Raw genomic sequence first — 15,884 nt, forward strand, 5'->3', positions numbered from 1 at the left:
CTTGTTTGATTCGCATCAAAGCACCGCGGACTTCCTCGGCGGAGGCTGCTCCGAGCGTGCCAGTTGGTGCTGGCGCCGCCGGAGGTCAATATGCGCCCAGACAGAGCGTCCCCCCTAGCAACATCCCGTATGCCAGCCAGCAGCACCGACTTTCTGATTGCCCGGCTCATCGGGTTGCAAGTGGATTATCTGTACGCCGCACAATGCATCGAAAGCGCCAGTGACGGTGAGGCGCTGCACGACCTGCGCATCACGCTGCGAGGTGTGCGCAGTTTGCTGCGTCCGCTACGCCAGCGGCCGGAGCTGGCGGTCCTGGATCAGGCCGCCGCGGCGCTGCTGACAAGCACCAGTGGTTTACGAGATACCCAGGTACTAGCCCAGGAGCTGGAGCGACTGGGCTGGCAAGCAGAAGCCAGCAGACGCCGGGCGCATGTGGACCAAAGCGTCCGGCTGTGTTTGCGCAAGCCAATTGCCAAACGAGTGCTCGGTGAGTTGGAGCGGTGGCCCGCCGCGTTTCGCAAGATTCGCTCCGGCAGCGATCTCAAGCATATTCGCAAGCTCGTCAGGCGGCGGGCGAAACGCGATCTGGAGCAGCTTCGGGAGGTACTGGAACAATCCCACGATAGTCCCCGCGACTGGCACGCCATTCGTCTGCGCATCAAGCGCGTGCGCTACCTGTGCGAGAGCTATGCCAACTGGATCAGGCCAGACGATGCGCTGCTGGACGATCTCAAGCGCGCCCAGTCAATTCTGGGCAATGAACATGACCTGAGTCTGTGGTGCGCCAGCAGCGACAAGGACCGGCCGCTTCGCCCACTGATCAACGGGTGGCTCTCAGCCAGGACGGAAGCCCAGCACGGGGCGCAGACGGTATTGGCGGCGCTGCTGGACCGGCTGACCACTTCCAGAAAGGAGAAAAAGCACGTCCCACCACTGAAGCCGGTGAACGGTTAACGTGTGCTCTTCGGCGGCCGGTCGGCAGCCAGGAGCGATGAGATTACCGCCATTTGATCGCGGTCAAATTCACCCAAACCTCCCGGCGTACAAGTGAGTCAGCGGCTTACCCGCTTAACGGCACTGCGCCAGGAGGATTTCATGTCCAGCCACCCCCAAGCCAAAGACGATGGTCTCGATGAACACTGGGTCGAGGCCTTGTCGGACGGGACCCACGTACTGATCCGCCCGTTGCGGCCGGAGGATCGCCAGCGTGAAGCGGATTTCATCGCGCGCTTGTCACCAGAAGCGCGCCACTTCCGTTTTCTCTGCACCATGAAAGAGGTCAGTCCTTCACTGCTGAACCAATTAATGGCGGTGGACTTCAAGGACAGCGTCGCCTACGTGGCCCTTTCGCACCAGGATGGAGAACTGATGGAGATCGGCATCAGCCGGTACGCACGTTGTGCCGATTCTCACCAGTGCGAATGTGCGGTCACCGTGGCGGATGCCTGGCGTCATCGCGGGCTGGCCGTGGCGCTGATGCGCCATCTGATCGAAACGGCCAGGCAGCAAGGGTTACAGCAGATGTATTCGGTCGACGCAGCAGCCAACAGCGCGATGCACGAACTGGCGCACTTCCTGGGCTTCACCAGCCACCCTGACCCGATGGACTCCACCCAGACCATTCATACCCTGCAACTGCAGCCAGCGCCGTGAGGCGGGGAGGCAACGATGCGCACGCAACTTCTCTGCACCAGCGACGGCCGCTGCTACGTCCAGCTCGATCAATACCGGGTGCCATTTGCCGATGAGCGTCAGGCCCGCGACTATCTGGAGCGGCTGCATGAGCGCCTCGCGGCGCCCCATGCATGGCCTCAGGTTCAACGCTCGGACCCCGAACGCCGGCGCGCCGGCTGAGCGTACTCACCGGGCCGCTGTCATGGTCGCCGAACCATGGGCCCGCTCTTTGCTGGGGATTCGACCCAGAGCGAACGAAGGTCGCAGATGATGTGCGCTGGCTCGCTGATTGACACCAGACACACACGGTTCTCCCAGCGATCCCAGAGAAACACGTATTCGCTGTCGCCACCGGCAGGCGTGTAGCGCAGAGCCATCCAGGCGACGCAGGCGATCGCCCAGACGGTGAACAGCGCGACGAGAAACGCCAGCACTTTCATGATCCAGCCTCAGGGTCGGACTGCCAGGATGCTGGAGTTCACCCGGTACAGCGCCTGCTCCGTGGTACTGCCGATTATTTTCGCCAGCCCGGCGTGATAGAGCGTGCCCATGACCACGACATCCATGTGCTGTTGCTCTGCGAACTCGGCGATCACGCGGGTGGCGCTGCCCTTGACGAAATGCTGGCAAATCCGCCCCACGTTGAACTGGCTCCCAATGCGCTCCATCTGCTGGCGTGAGCGTCCCGCGGCCAGCTCCGCAACATCCGGCGTCCAGGCCACCGGTCCGGCGGCATAGGCCAGGAAGCCGGCGCTGACGTCGTAAGCCTGCAGCAAGTGAAGTTCGGCATCGCATTGACCGGCGAACTGTTGTGCCATTTCGACGATACGTTGGTTCAACTGGTCGACCTCCGGATCATCCTGGGAGAGATCAATGGCGGCGACCACCTTGCGCGGCAGAGGATGGGTCGCCTGGCTGACCAGGTGCAGTGGCACAGGCGACTGGCGCAGAAGCTGCCAATCCAGCGGATGAGTCAGCGCACGGCTCAGCGCGGGCTCATAGCGCGTGTCCTTGAGCAGCAGATCGATGTGATGCCGCCGGACCAACGCAATGATGTCCTCCAGCGGATCATCGCTCCAGACGGCCTCGGCGCTGGCATCGATCCCATGACCACGCAACAGTTCCAACTGATCGTCGAGCCAGGTGCGCTGACTTTCCTGGATATCTTCGCGAACTCTCTGCCGGGCGTTGTAATCGAGCACTGACAGACCAGTTGGCAGGCTTCCCAACACCACGATGTGCAGGCGCGCGTCGAAGGCGCCCGCCAGTGCCTGAGCGCGCGCCAGCGCCGGGGAATAGTGGAGATCAGGGTCGCAGATCAGCAGTAAGCGAGCATAGGCGTTCATGAGGCCTCCGGCGCATGGCGGTTGGACGTGTCGCTATGAGCCTGTGCTTGCCCAGGAGGTCATACTTTGATGCCGATCAAATGCGCCCGCTCAAGCGATCGAAGCGCAGTACCGGGCCGTCTGCAGCTGGCAGGGACGTGCTTCCCGATCCCGGCAGCGCGCACTCGGTCCGTACCCAGATTCGATACGCCGGGACGCCATGCCATAGACAAAGACGGGCGGCCTTCAGCGCCAGCGGCGCAGGCGCGGAGCAGTAGACCAGGTCGGGCAACTGCCGGCTCAGCTGCGCTCTCAACCGCTCCAGAGGGCAATCCTCGACTGGCGAGGTCAGCAACCCCAGCGAATGCAGCCAACGGCGGCAATCGTCGGGCAGGCACGCCTGGCTGGATGCGTCCTCAACCAGCACCAGTTGTACCCAGGGCAGCCAGCAGGCGAATTCGTCGATGGCGGCTGCCACGGCCAGGATTCCACCATTGCAGGCAAAAACCAGCAGGCGGGAAACGCCAAACGGCAACGGCCAGCCCACCCCCAGTGGGCCGCGATAAAGCAGCGGGCCATCCGTGCGCAGCGGCACTCCGCGCTGGCTGGCCGCCAGGATGCAGAGACGATCACGCCCCGGCAGGCTGACGTAGTTGAAGGCCCTGGCAGCTTGTACTCGATCATCCAGCAAGCAGTACTGGCCAGGAATGATCGACTGTGTCTCGTCATCGTCCAGCTTCACGCGCAGGCATTGCGTCGAGTCCGAGATGGACAGCTCCTCCAGCACCCGCGCGCGGCCAATCGTCTGCCATTCCATGCCGCGCCTCCACGGCCGTCACCGGCAAGATGCGCCGGCTTTGACTCAGGCTAAGAAGCGGCAGGCCAATTACCTTGATCACCATCAAGTTGCGTCCGGGAAATCAATACGACTGCCGGTGCCGCATTTGATCGGCATCAAAGTCGGTAGACCTCAGGATCGCAGAATCGAACGGCCTCGCCAGTGAGGCGACCCTTTTTCCTGCGGAGGAATTCATCATGTCCGAGCCCGCTAAAAAAGTACCTGTCAGCGCCGTTCCCCAACAACCGACCAAGCCTTCGGAGCCGCCCGCCAACCCGTTTCACCCATGGCGTCCTTTCGACAGTCTGCGCCGCCAGATCGACAGCCTCTTCGACGACTTCGGCCGCGCGCCGCTAAGACTCCCCTTCAGCCATAGCCCGTTCGATGCCGACCAGTTCTGGCGCCGCGAACCTTTCTCCCATGGCCTCCCCGCAGTGGACGTCAGCGAGCAGGCGGATGAGTTCCGAATCAACGCCGAGTTGCCCGGCATGGACGAGAAGGACATCGAGGTCAAGCTGGCCAATGGCAGCCTGATCATCAAGGGCGAGAAGAAGGAAGAGAAGAACGAAACTCGCAAGGAATACCACCTCTCGGAACGCCGCTACGGAAGTTTCGAGCGAGTGTTCCGCCTCCCCCGCGAAGTGGACCCCGAGAAGATCCAGGCACGCTTCAGCAAGGGCGTATTGCAGGTTCAGTTGCCCAAGCGGGCGGAAGCAGTGCATCCGGAGAAGATCATTCCGGTCAAGACCGCCAAGTGATGCGTTGGCGCTCCCGCCGGGAGCGCCCTCTCCCTGACGGCATAAGAACCGGGGCGATACCACCCCATTCAGGGTGGGGCTGCGCGGCGACGGTGCCGGTCTCCGCCGCTCGATCCTGCCCGTTCATGCTTGCGAGGTGCACCATGAGCCAGATCCAGAAACTGCTGCTGATCGCCCATCCCGACCGTCACGATACCCCGGCTTTGCAGCGCGCCACCGCCCTGGCAGGGCAATGCGGGGCCAGCCTGCATGTCATTGCCTGCGTGGAGCCGTTCGCCACCTTCAGTCTGCTGGCCAGGCACGTACAGAACGATGCGCGCGAGAACATGCTGATAGCCCAGCGCGAGCGTTGGGAAAACGAATGCCGTTTACAACGTGGTCGCGGCGTGGGCGTGGAGATGACCTCGTCCGTCCTGTGGACGACCGATCTGCGTACCGATCTGCTACAGGCCATGGGCGAACTGCAGCCGGATCTGGTGATCAAGGACATCCAGCATGAGTCTGCTTTCAAGCGCTCCTTCGTTACTCCGCTGGACTGGTTCCTGTTACGCAAGTGCCAGCAACCGCTGCACCTGGTGCACAGCGCGCAGCATCCCCTGCCCCGGCGCATCGTTGCGGCGGTCGACCCGGCAGATCCACGAACCCTGATCAACGGTATCAACGATCGCATCATTGCGGCGGCCAATGGCCTGGCGCTGCAATGCAACGCACAACTGCACCTGCTGTACATCTATGACTGCATGCCCGCCTACATGGCCAACCGTGCGGAAGGCGCGGTGGCCTGGGTCGATCTGGTGGAGGACATGCGCGCCTCCCTGCACCAGGCCTTCGTCCGCCTGGCGGACGATCATGGCGTGCCGCAGGAGCGACGCCACTTTCTGATGGGTACGCCACTGCGCGGAGTTTCACGCTTCGCCCAGGAAAACGAGATGGATGTCGTCGTGATGGGCCGCGTGCACCGCACCGGCGTAGAGCGATTGATTGGCAGCACCACGGAGCATGTCCTCGACCAGATTCCAGGCAGCGTGCTGGCCGTGGGGGCATGACGAGACATCACGGATCGGGGCGCAATCGCAGAGTTTGATGGGCATCAAAGTCGCACAACGCACCTCGTTCCAGCCTGCACTTGAAGTGGGCCGCGCCAGAGGCGAAGACCATGGACCAGTACCATAAAGTGTTCTTCATCGCCGCCCCTCGCTGGCGGCAATCGGCCGCCTATCGACGTGCCCTGGCCATTGCCCGTCGAAGTCATGCCGCGTTGCATATCGGCATGTTCCTTGAACCACGCCTGGGCATGCCGTTTCTTTCTGATCATCTGCGCGACGAACTGCTTGAGCAATGCCGCGTCGACGTCGAGCGTGACGCGCAGGAGCTGCGCAACACCGGGGTGGATGTCACCTGCGAAACCCTCTGGAGCGCCGAGCCCTGCCGGGAGATTCTTGATCGCGTGGCGACGCTCAAGGCGGACCTGGTGATCAAGAACGTTCATCACGAGGCGGCATTACGCAGGGTCTTTGTCACACCGCTGGACTATCGCCTGCTCAGAGCCTGCCAGGTTCCATTGCATCTGGTGGCAGAAGCACTCAATCCGCTGCCGCTGAAGGTGGCCGCCGCACTGGATGTCGCCAGACCGGAGCTGCTGGTTAGCGGGCTGAATGAAGGGATCATCGAAGCCGCGCGCAATCTGGCAAGCCTGTGCGGCGCAGAACTGCATTTTCTCCACGCCTGCGACCTGCCGAGCGCCATCGACTACGACTCGGCCACGCTGAGCAGCAGCTGGGATTCCAGCTATGCCGAGCAGGTCCGCATCTCGCTCTACCGCACCTTCAACCATCTGGCTGACCGCTGGCACGTTCCCATGGAGCACCGCCATTTCGTCCTCGGCCCTGCCACCCAGGGCATTGCCAACTTCATGGACGACCATCGGATCGATGTCGTGGTCATGGGTATGCAGAGCAGGCTGGGCCTGGACCGCATCCTGGGCAGCACCACCGAACGCTTGCTGTACCGCATGTCCGGCAGCATGCTGGCCGTCGGAGCGGACACAACCGGCCATCCTAGGCTGCCACCTGGCAGCGCGGAACAGTCATGACGTGCATCACCTGTTCTCTATCGGCACCAGGGTGCACCGAGTAGTCGCCATGCAGCCATGCAGCCATGCAGCCATGCAGCCATGCAGGGAGTCTCGTCGATGCCACGCGGTCAACGAAGATGCTCGACCCGCTGATTATTGAATTTATGAAGATCGCCCTGGCTCGCGCCCTCGGCAGGCCGTATACATGCTGGCGAAATAGAGCGCATTGGGGCATTGGCGCTGGGCGCGCCGAGCAACTCCTCCGGAGATCGCCACTGCGCCTTGATAAAGTCGGGTGAACGTCCGCCATGGGTCGGTGGCTGCCTCTTCCTCAGGGGCAGCAGCCGAGCACAAGTAAACATGCAGAATCGGAAAAAGCTCCGCCAGCGATTCTCGATCACTCGTCAGAAGACGGCTATGCCGGAAATACAGGGTTGAACCTCTCCGCCGACCCAGATTGTCCCCTTGACGCTTTCGATCTGTAGTCGCCCGCAGCGCCCGACTATGGTCCCCTGGCTGACCGTGTAGAGATTGCTGAGAACTCCGGCACCGATCAGCCACTGAGCAAGGCCTGCGTTCAGACTTCCCGTGACAGGGTCCTCGTTGCATTCTTCGCCCATGAATGTCCTAACTTCCACGTCTGCTTCGGCCCCCGGCCCAGCCCAAGGAGCAATCACTCCAACATTCAATCCTTGTAGCGCGGCGTAATCGGGTCTGATTCCCAGCACTTCATCGCGGCTTGCCAGCAACACGCCCGCCCAGCCGGGACCATTGTCCACCCATTGGCTAGCGCGAATCTGTCCCGCATGGAGACCCAGCCCCTGCTCGATGAGGTGCAACGTCATCGAATCCAGCGGCCCGCTGCGCAGCAGGGGCGGAGCGGAAAAGGCTAAGCGCAGGCCCTGCTTGCGTACACGAATCAGACCCGCCGAGCACTCTTGGATAATCTCGTGAGCCTCCAGGTTGTCTTGTTGGTTCAGCCACACCTGGCAGCTTCCCAGAGTGGGGTGGCCGGCGAAGGGCAGCTCTCGCAGAGGGGTAAAGATGCGTACGCGATAATGCGCCTCCGGTGCTTGGGGCTTGAGCAGGAAAGTCGTCTCACTGAGTTGTGTCCACCGGGCAAACGCCTGCATCTGATCGGTTGTCAGTTCATCGGCATCCACCACCACTGCCAGGGCGCTGCCTTCGTAAGGGTGCTCAGCAAATACATCAACTTGTTCGAACTTCAATGAGTGCGGCATCAGACTTCCTGGAAGATATTGGCTTACTACCGCCAAACGGATGGCCGAGACTAGTCGCTGGGCGAACCCAATGGAAGGGACCTGAAGCAGCAAGCTCCCCGGGGCAGGCAGCCATCGGCCAGAAGCGGAGCTTTTGAGCCACCACTTCCAAGCCGGCTTGCGCATCAGCTGCAGAAACGCCAACTTCGAACAGCATCTGGCTGAAGCCCGACTATCCTTTGCTGCGTAGCGCCTGCCGGAACTCCTCCAGGCAACAAGGAGACGCTTCTTGAATCGGATTCGCCTGCTGATTGCTTCCTGCCTGTCGCTGACTCCATTTCTCGTTCTTGCCCAAAGCCCGGAGGCCTTCCTCCAAGGTTCGGTTTTCGAGTTGCGCCGCGATACTTCTCCGGCGAGCTGCGTCGAATGGCCCAACGGGCTGCCGGATGGCGTCTGGGGAAACAGCGGCGATTACGTTGCCGATGGCGAACACATGAGCGCAAACGGCGATGTGCTGATCACCTCGGCCATCTACAAGCCCACCGGTGTTCGGGTTTCGCACACTTTCTATAAAGCGCGGCAGTCCTGCCTGGCGGAGATTGCGGCCCAAATACCCAAAAGCATCCCGGCCAGCGACGAGACCTATGTCGGCAAGCTGCAACGCGATTTCGGTGGTCGACTGTTTTTCAGCTCTACCGAGGCCGAAGCCCTGGTCAAGAAGATCAACATCGACTGCAAGGCACCCGACGGTCGCTACCTGCCTCTTTACAACGCATTGCTCGCGCGTCTGGACGAAGCCAGCACGCCTGATGCCTGGATGGAAACCAGCGTCGTCAATACCGGAAAGAAGCTGCAGGTCTTCGATAGCGTCCGCCTCAAGAGCGGCCGAGAACTCACACCCCAGCTGACCCTGGAAATCAACGAATACGGTGGCTACGAAACCCACGGTGTTCGTCCGCAAGCGCTATCGAATGCCTGCTTCGGCACCTACGGCCCGATCTGGAAGTTCTAACCCTCGTAAGTATTTGAATCTGCTGATGTTGTGTTTCTTCAGCAGCGAGATCGACTGACTCTCCCCGCCCGGCAGAAAGCTACGAATCGCCCATACTCAGCTCACGCCTTCACCACATGACGGGGCCCTCAGGCAGGCGCCCGTTTGCAGCGAGTGCCTGACCGGTTCGGTACAGATACAAGCCCCCTGCTCTCTTTTCGTTCAAGCCTTCAGGCAGTGCGGGTGACGTGGCAGCCAGAAATCAGCCGGCGGGAGAAATCCACGTCGGACGCAATGGGCAGGGCCCCAATGGCCCGCAAGGCATCACAAGAGGGCTGATCCATGCCACATGACGGGAGCCTGCTGCAGGCGACGGTAATTTTCCAGCTGACAGTCGTCATTCTCGTCCCCCTGACGCAGCGCCTGAAGCTGGGCGCCGTGCCGGGCTACCTGCTGGCCGGCATCCTGATCGGCCCGGCCGGGCTGGGCCTGGCCAGACGGTGGTGCCGCTGGATATCTCGATGCACGCCCTGGTGCGTCAGCGCAAGGAGGGTCGCGTGCCGGTCTATTACGGCGACCCGACGCGCGCGGAAAATCTTCATGCCGCCAAGGCCGGTGAGGCGGACTTGGTCATAGTCGCCACGGACGACCCGCAGATCAACCTGGATACCGTGGATGCCCTTGCCCGCCTTCACCCGAAGACCCGCGTGATCTCTCGCGCGCTCAACCGTCAGCAGGTCCTGCAATTGCTCGACCGCGGCGCCACCCCGGTTCGTGAAACCTTCCACTCCAGCCTGGAGATGGCCCGCCGGGCCTTCATCGAACTGGGCGTCTGCGAACAGCAGGCCGCCACCTGGGTACGCCGCTACCAGCAGCAGGAAGCGCAATCGCTGCTCGAACTGCATCGCCAGGGTCGTGACGACGAGCCGGGCGGCCGCTTTGAAGACGATGGCGCAAGCGGCGTTCTTGCCGGTGCTACGCCGGCCGCCAAGCAAGACTCCCGACACCTCGCGGTATCGCTGTACGCCAGCGGCATGCTCATCTGGATCGATGGCCGCCGCGCGCAGGCCCGCACGACCTAGGGTTTCCAGTCCACCCCGGAGTCGGCCAGGTAGGCATCCACGGCCGCGCCAAGCGTCGGGTGGAAAGCCGATTCGCCCAGGCCCTCGAACAGTTCGAACTGCTTCATCTTGTCCTTCACCGGGTCCTTCATTTCGGCGAACTGCAGTTCGACACCGCGCTGCTCCAGCTGCTTGTCCAGTTCGGCGAGCATGTCGGCAGAGGTGATGTCGATGCTGGTCACCGGGCTCGCGGCGATCACCAGCCGCTGCACCGGCGTCGGTGACTCGTCCAGCGCAGCCAGCACCTGATTCTGGAACTGTTCGGCGTTGGCGAAGAACAGCGGCGCGTCCCACCGCAACAACACCAGGCCGGGAATGCGCCGGGCATTCGGGTAACGCGTTACGTCGTGATAGCCGCGCACCCCGTCGACCCGGCCAAGCACGGCATGGTGCGGTCGCCAGCCATCCCAGAGGAACTCGATCACCGAGATCGCCACGGCGATGCAGATACCCGCAATGGCACCGAACACCGCCACGCCGGCGAAGCAACCGATGGACAGCCAGAACTCCCAGGGCTGCATGCGATAGATGCGCTTGAGGTCGGCGAATTCGAACAGGCCCAGCGCGGCGGCGATGACCACGGCAGCCAGCGCGCTGTTGGGCAGGTGCTCCATCAGGTTCGGCGCCATCAGCAGCAACAGGGTGACCGCCAGCGCGCCGATGATGCCGGTGAGCTGGGTTTTCGACCCCGCCGCCTCGGCCACCGGCGTGCGCGAGGAACTGCTGCTGATGGGAATACCCTGGAACAGCCCGGAAGCGACGTTTGCCACACCGAGGCCAAACATTTCCTGGTTGGGGTTTACCGGACTCTTCAATCGCGCGGCATAGGTGCGCGACAGGACGCTGGTGTCGGCGAAGGACACCAGCGCCACCGCGACGCCGCCCAGCACCACTTCCAGCAGATCGATATCGCTCACCCACGGGAAGGCGAAGGACGGCAATCCTTGCGGCAACTGCCCGAGCACCTTGACCCCCTGGCTGCCGAGGTCGAACAGGCTGACCGCCAGCGTCGCCAGGATCACCGCGATGAGAATACCCGGAATGCGCTGGTACGGCTTGAGCAGCAGGATCAGCACGAGGCTGCCCGCTCCCACCGCAAAGCTCGTCCAGTTGGCGCGTCCTTCCAGCAGAGCCCGGCCCAGATTCCCGATATCACGCAGCGGCCCTTCGCTGTCGACCTTGATGCCGAACAGCTTGGGCAACTGGCTGATCAGCACGGTAAGCGCGATGCCGTTCATGTAACCGTAACGGATCGGCTTGGACAGCAGTTCGGTGACGAAGCCCAGGCGCAACAGCCCGGCAATCATGCACACCGCACCGGACACCAGCGCCATCAGACTGGCGATGGCAATTGCTCGGTGCGGGTCGCTCGCCGCGTACTGCACCACCACCGCGAGGATGGGCGCGGCCAGCGCCGAATCGGGGCCGAGCACCAGAACTCGACTCGGACCGAACAACGCATAAGCCAGCAGCGGGATGATGGTCGCGTACAAGCCGTAGATGCCCGGTACGCCGGAAGCCTCGGCGTAGGCGATGCCCACCGGCACCAGCAGGGTGGTCAGCACCAGGCCGGCGGCGAAGTCCTTCGGCAGCCATCTCGCCTGGTAATTGCGCAGGCTGACGAGCCCCGGCAGCCAGCGCTGCCAGTCGAAGCCGGAAGGTTTCCGTGGCGAAGTATCGGGCATGAGGGTGACGGCTCCGGGCGATGGCGGCGAAAGCCCCCCGTGCGAAGGGGGCCTTCCCGTTCCCTAGCGTAGATCAGCCATCCACCGGCTGGCGGTGCTCCCGGTCAAGAACGCGGTTCTGCGCTGCCGCCCGGCCCGGCAAGAAGCGGGGCCTGACGGCGATTTACCGATCAATCACCCGCGCTCGCCAGCAGGCGTCGAGCACGACTCAGCACCGGCGCATCGACCATCTGTCCGTCGACCTGGAAGGCTGCCGCGCCGCTCTCGGCCGCAGTCACCACCCGTCGAGCCCAGTCCAGTTCGTCGGCGCTCGGGGCCAGCGCCGCATGGGCGATGCCCACCTGCTTCGGATGAATGCACAACGCCCCCAGCAAGCCCAGGTCGCGGCCATGGCGGATGGTCGCGGCGAAGCCCTCGGCGTCATCGAACGCCGGGAAAACCGTGTCCAGCGGCGGTTGCAGGTCGTTCACCCGCGAATGCAGCAGCAGGTTCAGGCGCACCTGGTCATAGACCACGGCGGCAGCCTGGGTGCCGCTGTTCATGCCGATGTCCAGCGCCAGGTCGAGGCCGCCGAAAGTCAGGCGTTCCACGCCCTCGCAAGCGGCGATTTCGCCCAGTGCGAGCAGGCCGCGGGCGCTCTCTATCAGCGGCCAGACCGGCTTGCCGCAGGACGCGGCAATGCGCACCTGCATGGCGCGCTCGGCCTTGGGCAACAGGATGCCGATGACACCCGGCAGGCGTCGGCACAGCTCCAGATCGGCCGCCTGCTCCGGATCGCCAGCGGCGTTGACCCGCACCCGCACGCGGGCCTCCGGGTTGGCGCCGAGGAAGGCTTCCAGATTGTCCCGGGCCTGGGCCTTTAGCGATGCCTCGACGGCGTCCTCGAAGTCGACAATCACCGCGTCGGCGCCGCTGGCCAGGGCCTTGGCGAAGCGCTCCGGGCGGCTGCCGGGAACGAACAGCGCAGTTCGTACGATGGAATCCGCCGGGCTTTGCTGGATCATTGGGTTCTCCTGGGTCATACCGCGCCCTGCTCGTGCAGGCGCTGGATATCACCGGGGGTATAGCCCAGTTCCCGCAGCAGGTCATCCGTCTGCTGACCTAAAGCCGGCACAGCGTCCATGCGCGGCGCATAGACATTGCTGTTCACCGGTGGCAAAAGCGCCGGTAGGCGACCAGCCGGGCTGTCGATCTCCCGCCAGCGGTCGCGGGCGGCCAGCTGCGGATGCTGCCACAAGCCGCGCATGTCGTTGACGTGGGCGTTGGCGATCTGTGCCTGTTCCAGGCGCTCGACCACCTGCTCGGCGCCGAGGCTGGCGAACGCTTCGACGATCAGCGTGCGCAAGGCATCGCGGTTGGCCACGCGCAGGCTGGTCGCGGTAAAGCGCGGATCGGCCGCCAGCTCCGGACGCTGCAGGACGATCTCGCAGAACAGTTTCCACTCGCGCTCGTTCTGCACGCCGAGCATGACGCTGCCGCCATCGCCGGTGGGGAAAGGCCCGTAGGGGTAGATGGTGGCGTGGGCGGCTCCGGCGCGCGGCGGCTGCGACTGGCCTTCGAAGGCGTAGTACATGGGAAAGCCCATCCACTCGGCCATGCCTTCGAGCATCGACACCTCGACGCGACTGCCCTCCCCCGTGCGCCCGCGCAGCAGCAGCGCCGAGAGGATGCCGCTGTAGGCGTACATCCCGGCGGAAATGTCGGCGATGGAGCAACCGGCCTTGGCCATCTCGTCCGCGCCTGGCCCGCCAGTCACTGAAAGGAAGCCGCTCTCGCTCTGGATCAGCAGGTCATAGGCCTTCTTCTGCTCGTAGGGGCCGCCTTCGCCGTAGCCGGAAATGTCGCAGACGATCAGCCGCGGAAAGCGCTCGTGCAGCGCTTCGAACGACAGGCCCAGGCGCGCGGCGGCGCCCGGCGCGAGGTTCTGCACCAGTACGTCGGCGGTTTCCAGCAGTTGCTCCAGCACGGTCTGCGCCGGCTCCTGCTTGAGGTCCAGGCACAGGCTTTCCTTGGAACGGTTGGTCCAGACGAAGTGCGAAGCCAGGCCGCGCACGCGCTCGTCATAGCCACGGGCGAAATCGCCGACGCCGGGGCGCTCGATCTTGATCACGCGGGCGCCGAGATCGGCCAGCTGGCGGGTGCAGAACGGCGCGGCGATGGCGTGTTCCAGGCTGATGACGGTGATGCCATCGAGGGGACGCGAACTCATGGGCAACTCCAGACGCCGGCCGGCTGGCCGACGCGATGATTCGGTGGGACCGGGCGGCAACGCCGCCCGGAGCACGGTCAGTGCAACTCGCCGTCAGTGAAAGGCGTCGAGGTTCGGCAACTGGTGCAGACGCCAGCTGGCTTGCACCAGACGATCCGCTTCAGCCTCGCTGCGCTGCCCGGCGAAGGCCAGCAGGCGGCGGAACTTGTCTTCCAGCTCTGCCCGGCTCAGGCCGTTGCCCGGATCGCCCTTGGGCTCGTCAATGGCGCCGTGCAGTTGGCGGCCATCGGTGGTGAGCACGTCGACGCGGCCGAGCCAGCGCTGCGGGTAGGCGCCGTCCACTTCAGGGTCGAGCTGCATGCTGACCTTCTCGCGGAAGGCCGAGACCTCGGTGTCGCTCAGGGAGAACTCCTCGAACTCCACCAGCCCGGCCTTGCCGTGCACGGCGATCAGGCCCAGCACGGTGCCCATGGAGAACTTCGCCTGGTGCACCGTCTGCGGTACGACTACACGGCCCAGCACATCGATGGCGCCCTGGTGCACACGGGTGGTGACCTTGACGATGTCGCCGTGCTTGAGCCCTTCACGCTGCATCAGGCCCAGCAGCGCATCGGCGGCAGGATGGGTATGGCGGCAGGAGGCGTGGAACTTGTAGGAGGTCTCGCAGAGCGCCCAGCGGGTACCCAGCCCGTCCACCAGTCGACTCGGATCAGCGTCACTGGACATGCCGGCAGCCATGCCCTGCTCGCCTTCGAGGATGTTCTGCGCGCCGGTCAGCCCAGCGGCCGTCAGGTAGGCGGCGAGCAGGCCGTCAGCCGCTGCCTTGGCAGTGTGCAGTTGTTTGGAGTCAGCAGCATCCCGCAGGAATTCCCAGAGCCCGGCGGCCTGTGTGCCGGCGCTGCCCAGGCAGTTGACGAACTGCCTGCTGTCCAACTCCAGCAGCTTGCCCACGGCCACTGCAGCAGCCAGGGTGCCGACCGTGGCGGTGGTGTGGAAGATGCGGTAGTGCGAGCGGCCGAGGAACTCGCCGATGCGGATGCCTGCCTCGTAGCCGGCGACGCTGGCGAGGATCAGCTCGCGGCCGGACTTGCCCAGCTCCTGCGCAGCGGCCAGGGCCGCCGGGAACACTACGGTGGCCGGGTGCAGCACGGAGCTGTTGTGCAGGTCGTCCTGCTCCACCAGGTGCGAGCTGGCGCCGTTGACCAGCGCAGCGAAGTAAGCGGAGCTCGCGGTGCCGTCCACCAGCACGCGGCTCTTGCCGCTCGCCGGGCCCATGCGCTGAGCGTAGCGCTGGAACAACGGGATCGGGTGGCGGTTCTGGCTGGCCAGGGCCGAGCCGAGCCAATCGAGGAACAGCTCCTCGGTATACTCGACCACGGACGTAGGCAGGTCTTCGTAGCGCAGGCCGGCAAGGAACTCGGCAAGGGCGTGGGTATTGTTCATCGCTTGTCGTCCCTGATGTCAGAAGGAGCGCGGCAGCTCGAGCAGATGCTCGGCCACGTAGGACAGGATCAGGTTGGTGGAGATCGGCGCCACCTGGTAAAGGCGCGTCTCGCGGAACTTGCGCTCTACGTCGTATTCGTTGGCGAAGCCAAAGCCGCCATGGGTTTGCAGGCAGGCGTTGGCCGCTTCCCAGCTGGCCTTGGCGGCGAGGTACTTGGCCATGTTGGCGGCCGCCCCGGCGTTCCTGCCGCTGTCGTATTCCTGGCAGGCGCGCCAGCGCATCAGGTCAGCGGCCTCGATTTCGATGTGCGCCTCGGCGATGGGGAACTGCACGCCCTGGTTCTGCCCGATGGGGCGGCCGAACACCACACGGTCGCGGGCGTACTGCGCGGACTTCTCGGTGAACCAGCGGCCATCGCCGATGCACTCGGCAGCGATCAGCGTGCGCTCGGCGTTGAGGCCGTCGAGGATGTACTTGAAGCCCTTGCCTTCCTCGCCGATCAGGCTGCTGGCCGGCAGTTCCAGGTTGTCGAAGAACAGCTCGTT

17 protein-coding genes and 1 pseudogene are annotated in these 15,884 nt (G+C 64.0%); 9 read left to right on the forward strand and 9 right to left on the reverse strand.

Going from position 1 to position 15,884, the window contains the following annotated elements; translation table 11 throughout:
• Positions 1-129: 129 nt before the first annotated feature.
• The 3 genes from C167_RS32010 (at position 130) to C167_RS0100775 (ending at position 1,854) form a co-directional block, all read left to right on the forward strand.
• Complete coding sequence (locus C167_RS32010) at positions 130-954, forward strand: CHAD domain-containing protein (RefSeq protein ID WP_017516381.1); 825 nt, start codon at positions 130-132, stop codon at positions 952-954.
• Between the two features lie 141 nt (positions 955-1,095).
• On the forward strand, positions 1,096-1,653 hold the full coding sequence (locus tag C167_RS0100770) for a GNAT family N-acetyltransferase (RefSeq protein WP_017516382.1): 558 nt from the start codon (positions 1,096-1,098) through the stop codon (positions 1,651-1,653).
• Positions 1,654-1,668: 15 nt separating this feature from the next.
• A complete protein-coding gene (locus C167_RS0100775) occupies positions 1,669-1,854 on the forward strand; it encodes a hypothetical protein (RefSeq protein WP_026078714.1) in 186 nt (61 codons plus the stop codon).
• Between the two features lie 20 nt (positions 1,855-1,874).
• Here C167_RS0100775 and C167_RS0100780 read toward each other — a convergent pair whose 3' ends face one another.
• From C167_RS0100780 to C167_RS0100790, 3 genes are all read right to left on the reverse strand, one after another.
• On the reverse strand, positions 1,875-2,114 hold the full coding sequence (locus tag C167_RS0100780; RefSeq protein WP_017516383.1) for a hypothetical protein: 240 nt from the start codon (positions 2,112-2,114) through the stop codon (positions 1,875-1,877).
• Between the two features lie 9 nt (positions 2,115-2,123).
• Positions 2,124-3,020, reverse strand: coding sequence for a universal stress protein (locus C167_RS0100785; RefSeq protein WP_017516384.1), 897 nt, complete (start codon positions 3,018-3,020; stop codon positions 2,124-2,126).
• 76 nt (positions 3,021-3,096) lie between these two features.
• Positions 3,097-3,816, reverse strand: a complete 720-nt coding sequence (locus C167_RS0100790) for a hypothetical protein (RefSeq protein ID WP_017516385.1) — start codon at positions 3,814-3,816, stop codon at positions 3,097-3,099.
• A gap of 218 nt (positions 3,817-4,034) precedes the next feature.
• Between C167_RS0100790 and C167_RS0100795 the strand changes: the two genes are divergently transcribed.
• The 3 genes from C167_RS0100795 to C167_RS32015 all read left to right on the forward strand — a co-directional run bounded on the left by C167_RS0100795 (position 4,035) and on the right by C167_RS32015 (position 6,687).
• Positions 4,035-4,595 (forward strand): Hsp20/alpha crystallin family protein, encoded by a 561-nt coding sequence (locus tag C167_RS0100795; protein WP_017516386.1) that lies wholly within the window; start codon positions 4,035-4,037, stop codon positions 4,593-4,595.
• A 143-nt stretch (positions 4,596-4,738) separates the two neighbouring features.
• A complete protein-coding gene (locus tag C167_RS0100800; protein WP_017516387.1) occupies positions 4,739-5,641 on the forward strand; it encodes a universal stress protein in 903 nt (300 codons plus the stop codon).
• Positions 5,642-5,751: 110 nt separating this feature from the next.
• Positions 5,752-6,687, forward strand: coding sequence for a universal stress protein (locus C167_RS32015; protein ID WP_017516388.1), 936 nt, complete (start codon positions 5,752-5,754; stop codon positions 6,685-6,687).
• 386 nt (positions 6,688-7,073) lie between these two features.
• Here the strand turns inward: C167_RS32015 and C167_RS0100810 are convergent, their stop codons facing one another.
• The gene (locus C167_RS0100810; RefSeq protein WP_017516389.1) at positions 7,074-7,910 is read right to left on the reverse strand and encodes a PhzF family phenazine biosynthesis protein; all 837 of its coding nucleotides are present in this window, start codon (positions 7,908-7,910) and stop codon (positions 7,074-7,076) included.
• Positions 7,911-8,178: 268 nt separating this feature from the next.
• On the opposite strand from C167_RS0100810, the gene C167_RS0100815 reads away from it, so the two are divergent.
• From C167_RS0100815 to C167_RS0100820, 3 genes and pseudogenes are all read left to right on the forward strand, one after another.
• Entirely contained in the window at positions 8,179-8,901 is a 723-nt protein-coding gene (locus C167_RS0100815; protein WP_017516390.1) for a hypothetical protein, read from the forward strand.
• Between the two features lie 321 nt (positions 8,902-9,222).
• A pseudogene (locus tag C167_RS34950) lies at positions 9,223-9,372 on the forward strand (portal protein); the annotation flags it as partial.
• An 11-nt stretch (positions 9,373-9,383) separates the two neighbouring features.
• Positions 9,384-9,962, forward strand: coding sequence for an NAD-binding protein (locus C167_RS0100820; RefSeq protein WP_268744079.1), 579 nt, complete (start codon positions 9,384-9,386; stop codon positions 9,960-9,962).
• Here C167_RS0100820 and C167_RS0100825 read toward each other — a convergent pair.
• The 5 genes from C167_RS0100825 to C167_RS0100845 all read right to left on the reverse strand — a co-directional run.
• Positions 9,959-11,686, reverse strand: coding sequence for a SulP family inorganic anion transporter (locus C167_RS0100825; protein ID WP_017516392.1), 1,728 nt, complete (start codon positions 11,684-11,686; stop codon positions 9,959-9,961). The genes C167_RS0100820 and C167_RS0100825 overlap by 4 nt on opposite strands.
• Positions 11,687-11,856: 170 nt before the next feature.
• Positions 11,857-12,690, reverse strand: a complete 834-nt coding sequence (locus tag C167_RS0100830) for an HpcH/HpaI aldolase/citrate lyase family protein (protein WP_017516393.1) — start codon at positions 12,688-12,690, stop codon at positions 11,857-11,859.
• Positions 12,691-12,704: 14 nt separating this feature from the next.
• Positions 12,705-13,895: a CaiB/BaiF CoA transferase family protein gene (locus C167_RS0100835; protein WP_017516394.1), complete on the reverse strand. Its 1,191-nt coding sequence runs from the start codon at positions 13,893-13,895 to the stop codon at positions 12,705-12,707.
• 93 nt (positions 13,896-13,988) lie between these two features.
• Positions 13,989-15,338, reverse strand: coding sequence for an MmgE/PrpD family protein (locus C167_RS0100840; RefSeq protein WP_017516395.1), 1,350 nt, complete (start codon positions 15,336-15,338; stop codon positions 13,989-13,991).
• An 18-nt stretch (positions 15,339-15,356) separates the two neighbouring features.
• Positions 15,357-15,884 (reverse strand): acyl-CoA dehydrogenase family protein (locus C167_RS0100845; RefSeq protein ID WP_017516396.1); only part of this gene is annotated, 528 nt, incomplete at its 5' end.

This window comes from Pseudomonas nitroreducens TX1, assembly GCF_000313755.1.
In the GTDB taxonomy this organism is placed as follows: domain Bacteria; phylum Pseudomonadota; class Gammaproteobacteria; order Pseudomonadales; family Pseudomonadaceae; genus Pseudomonas; species Pseudomonas nitroreducens_A.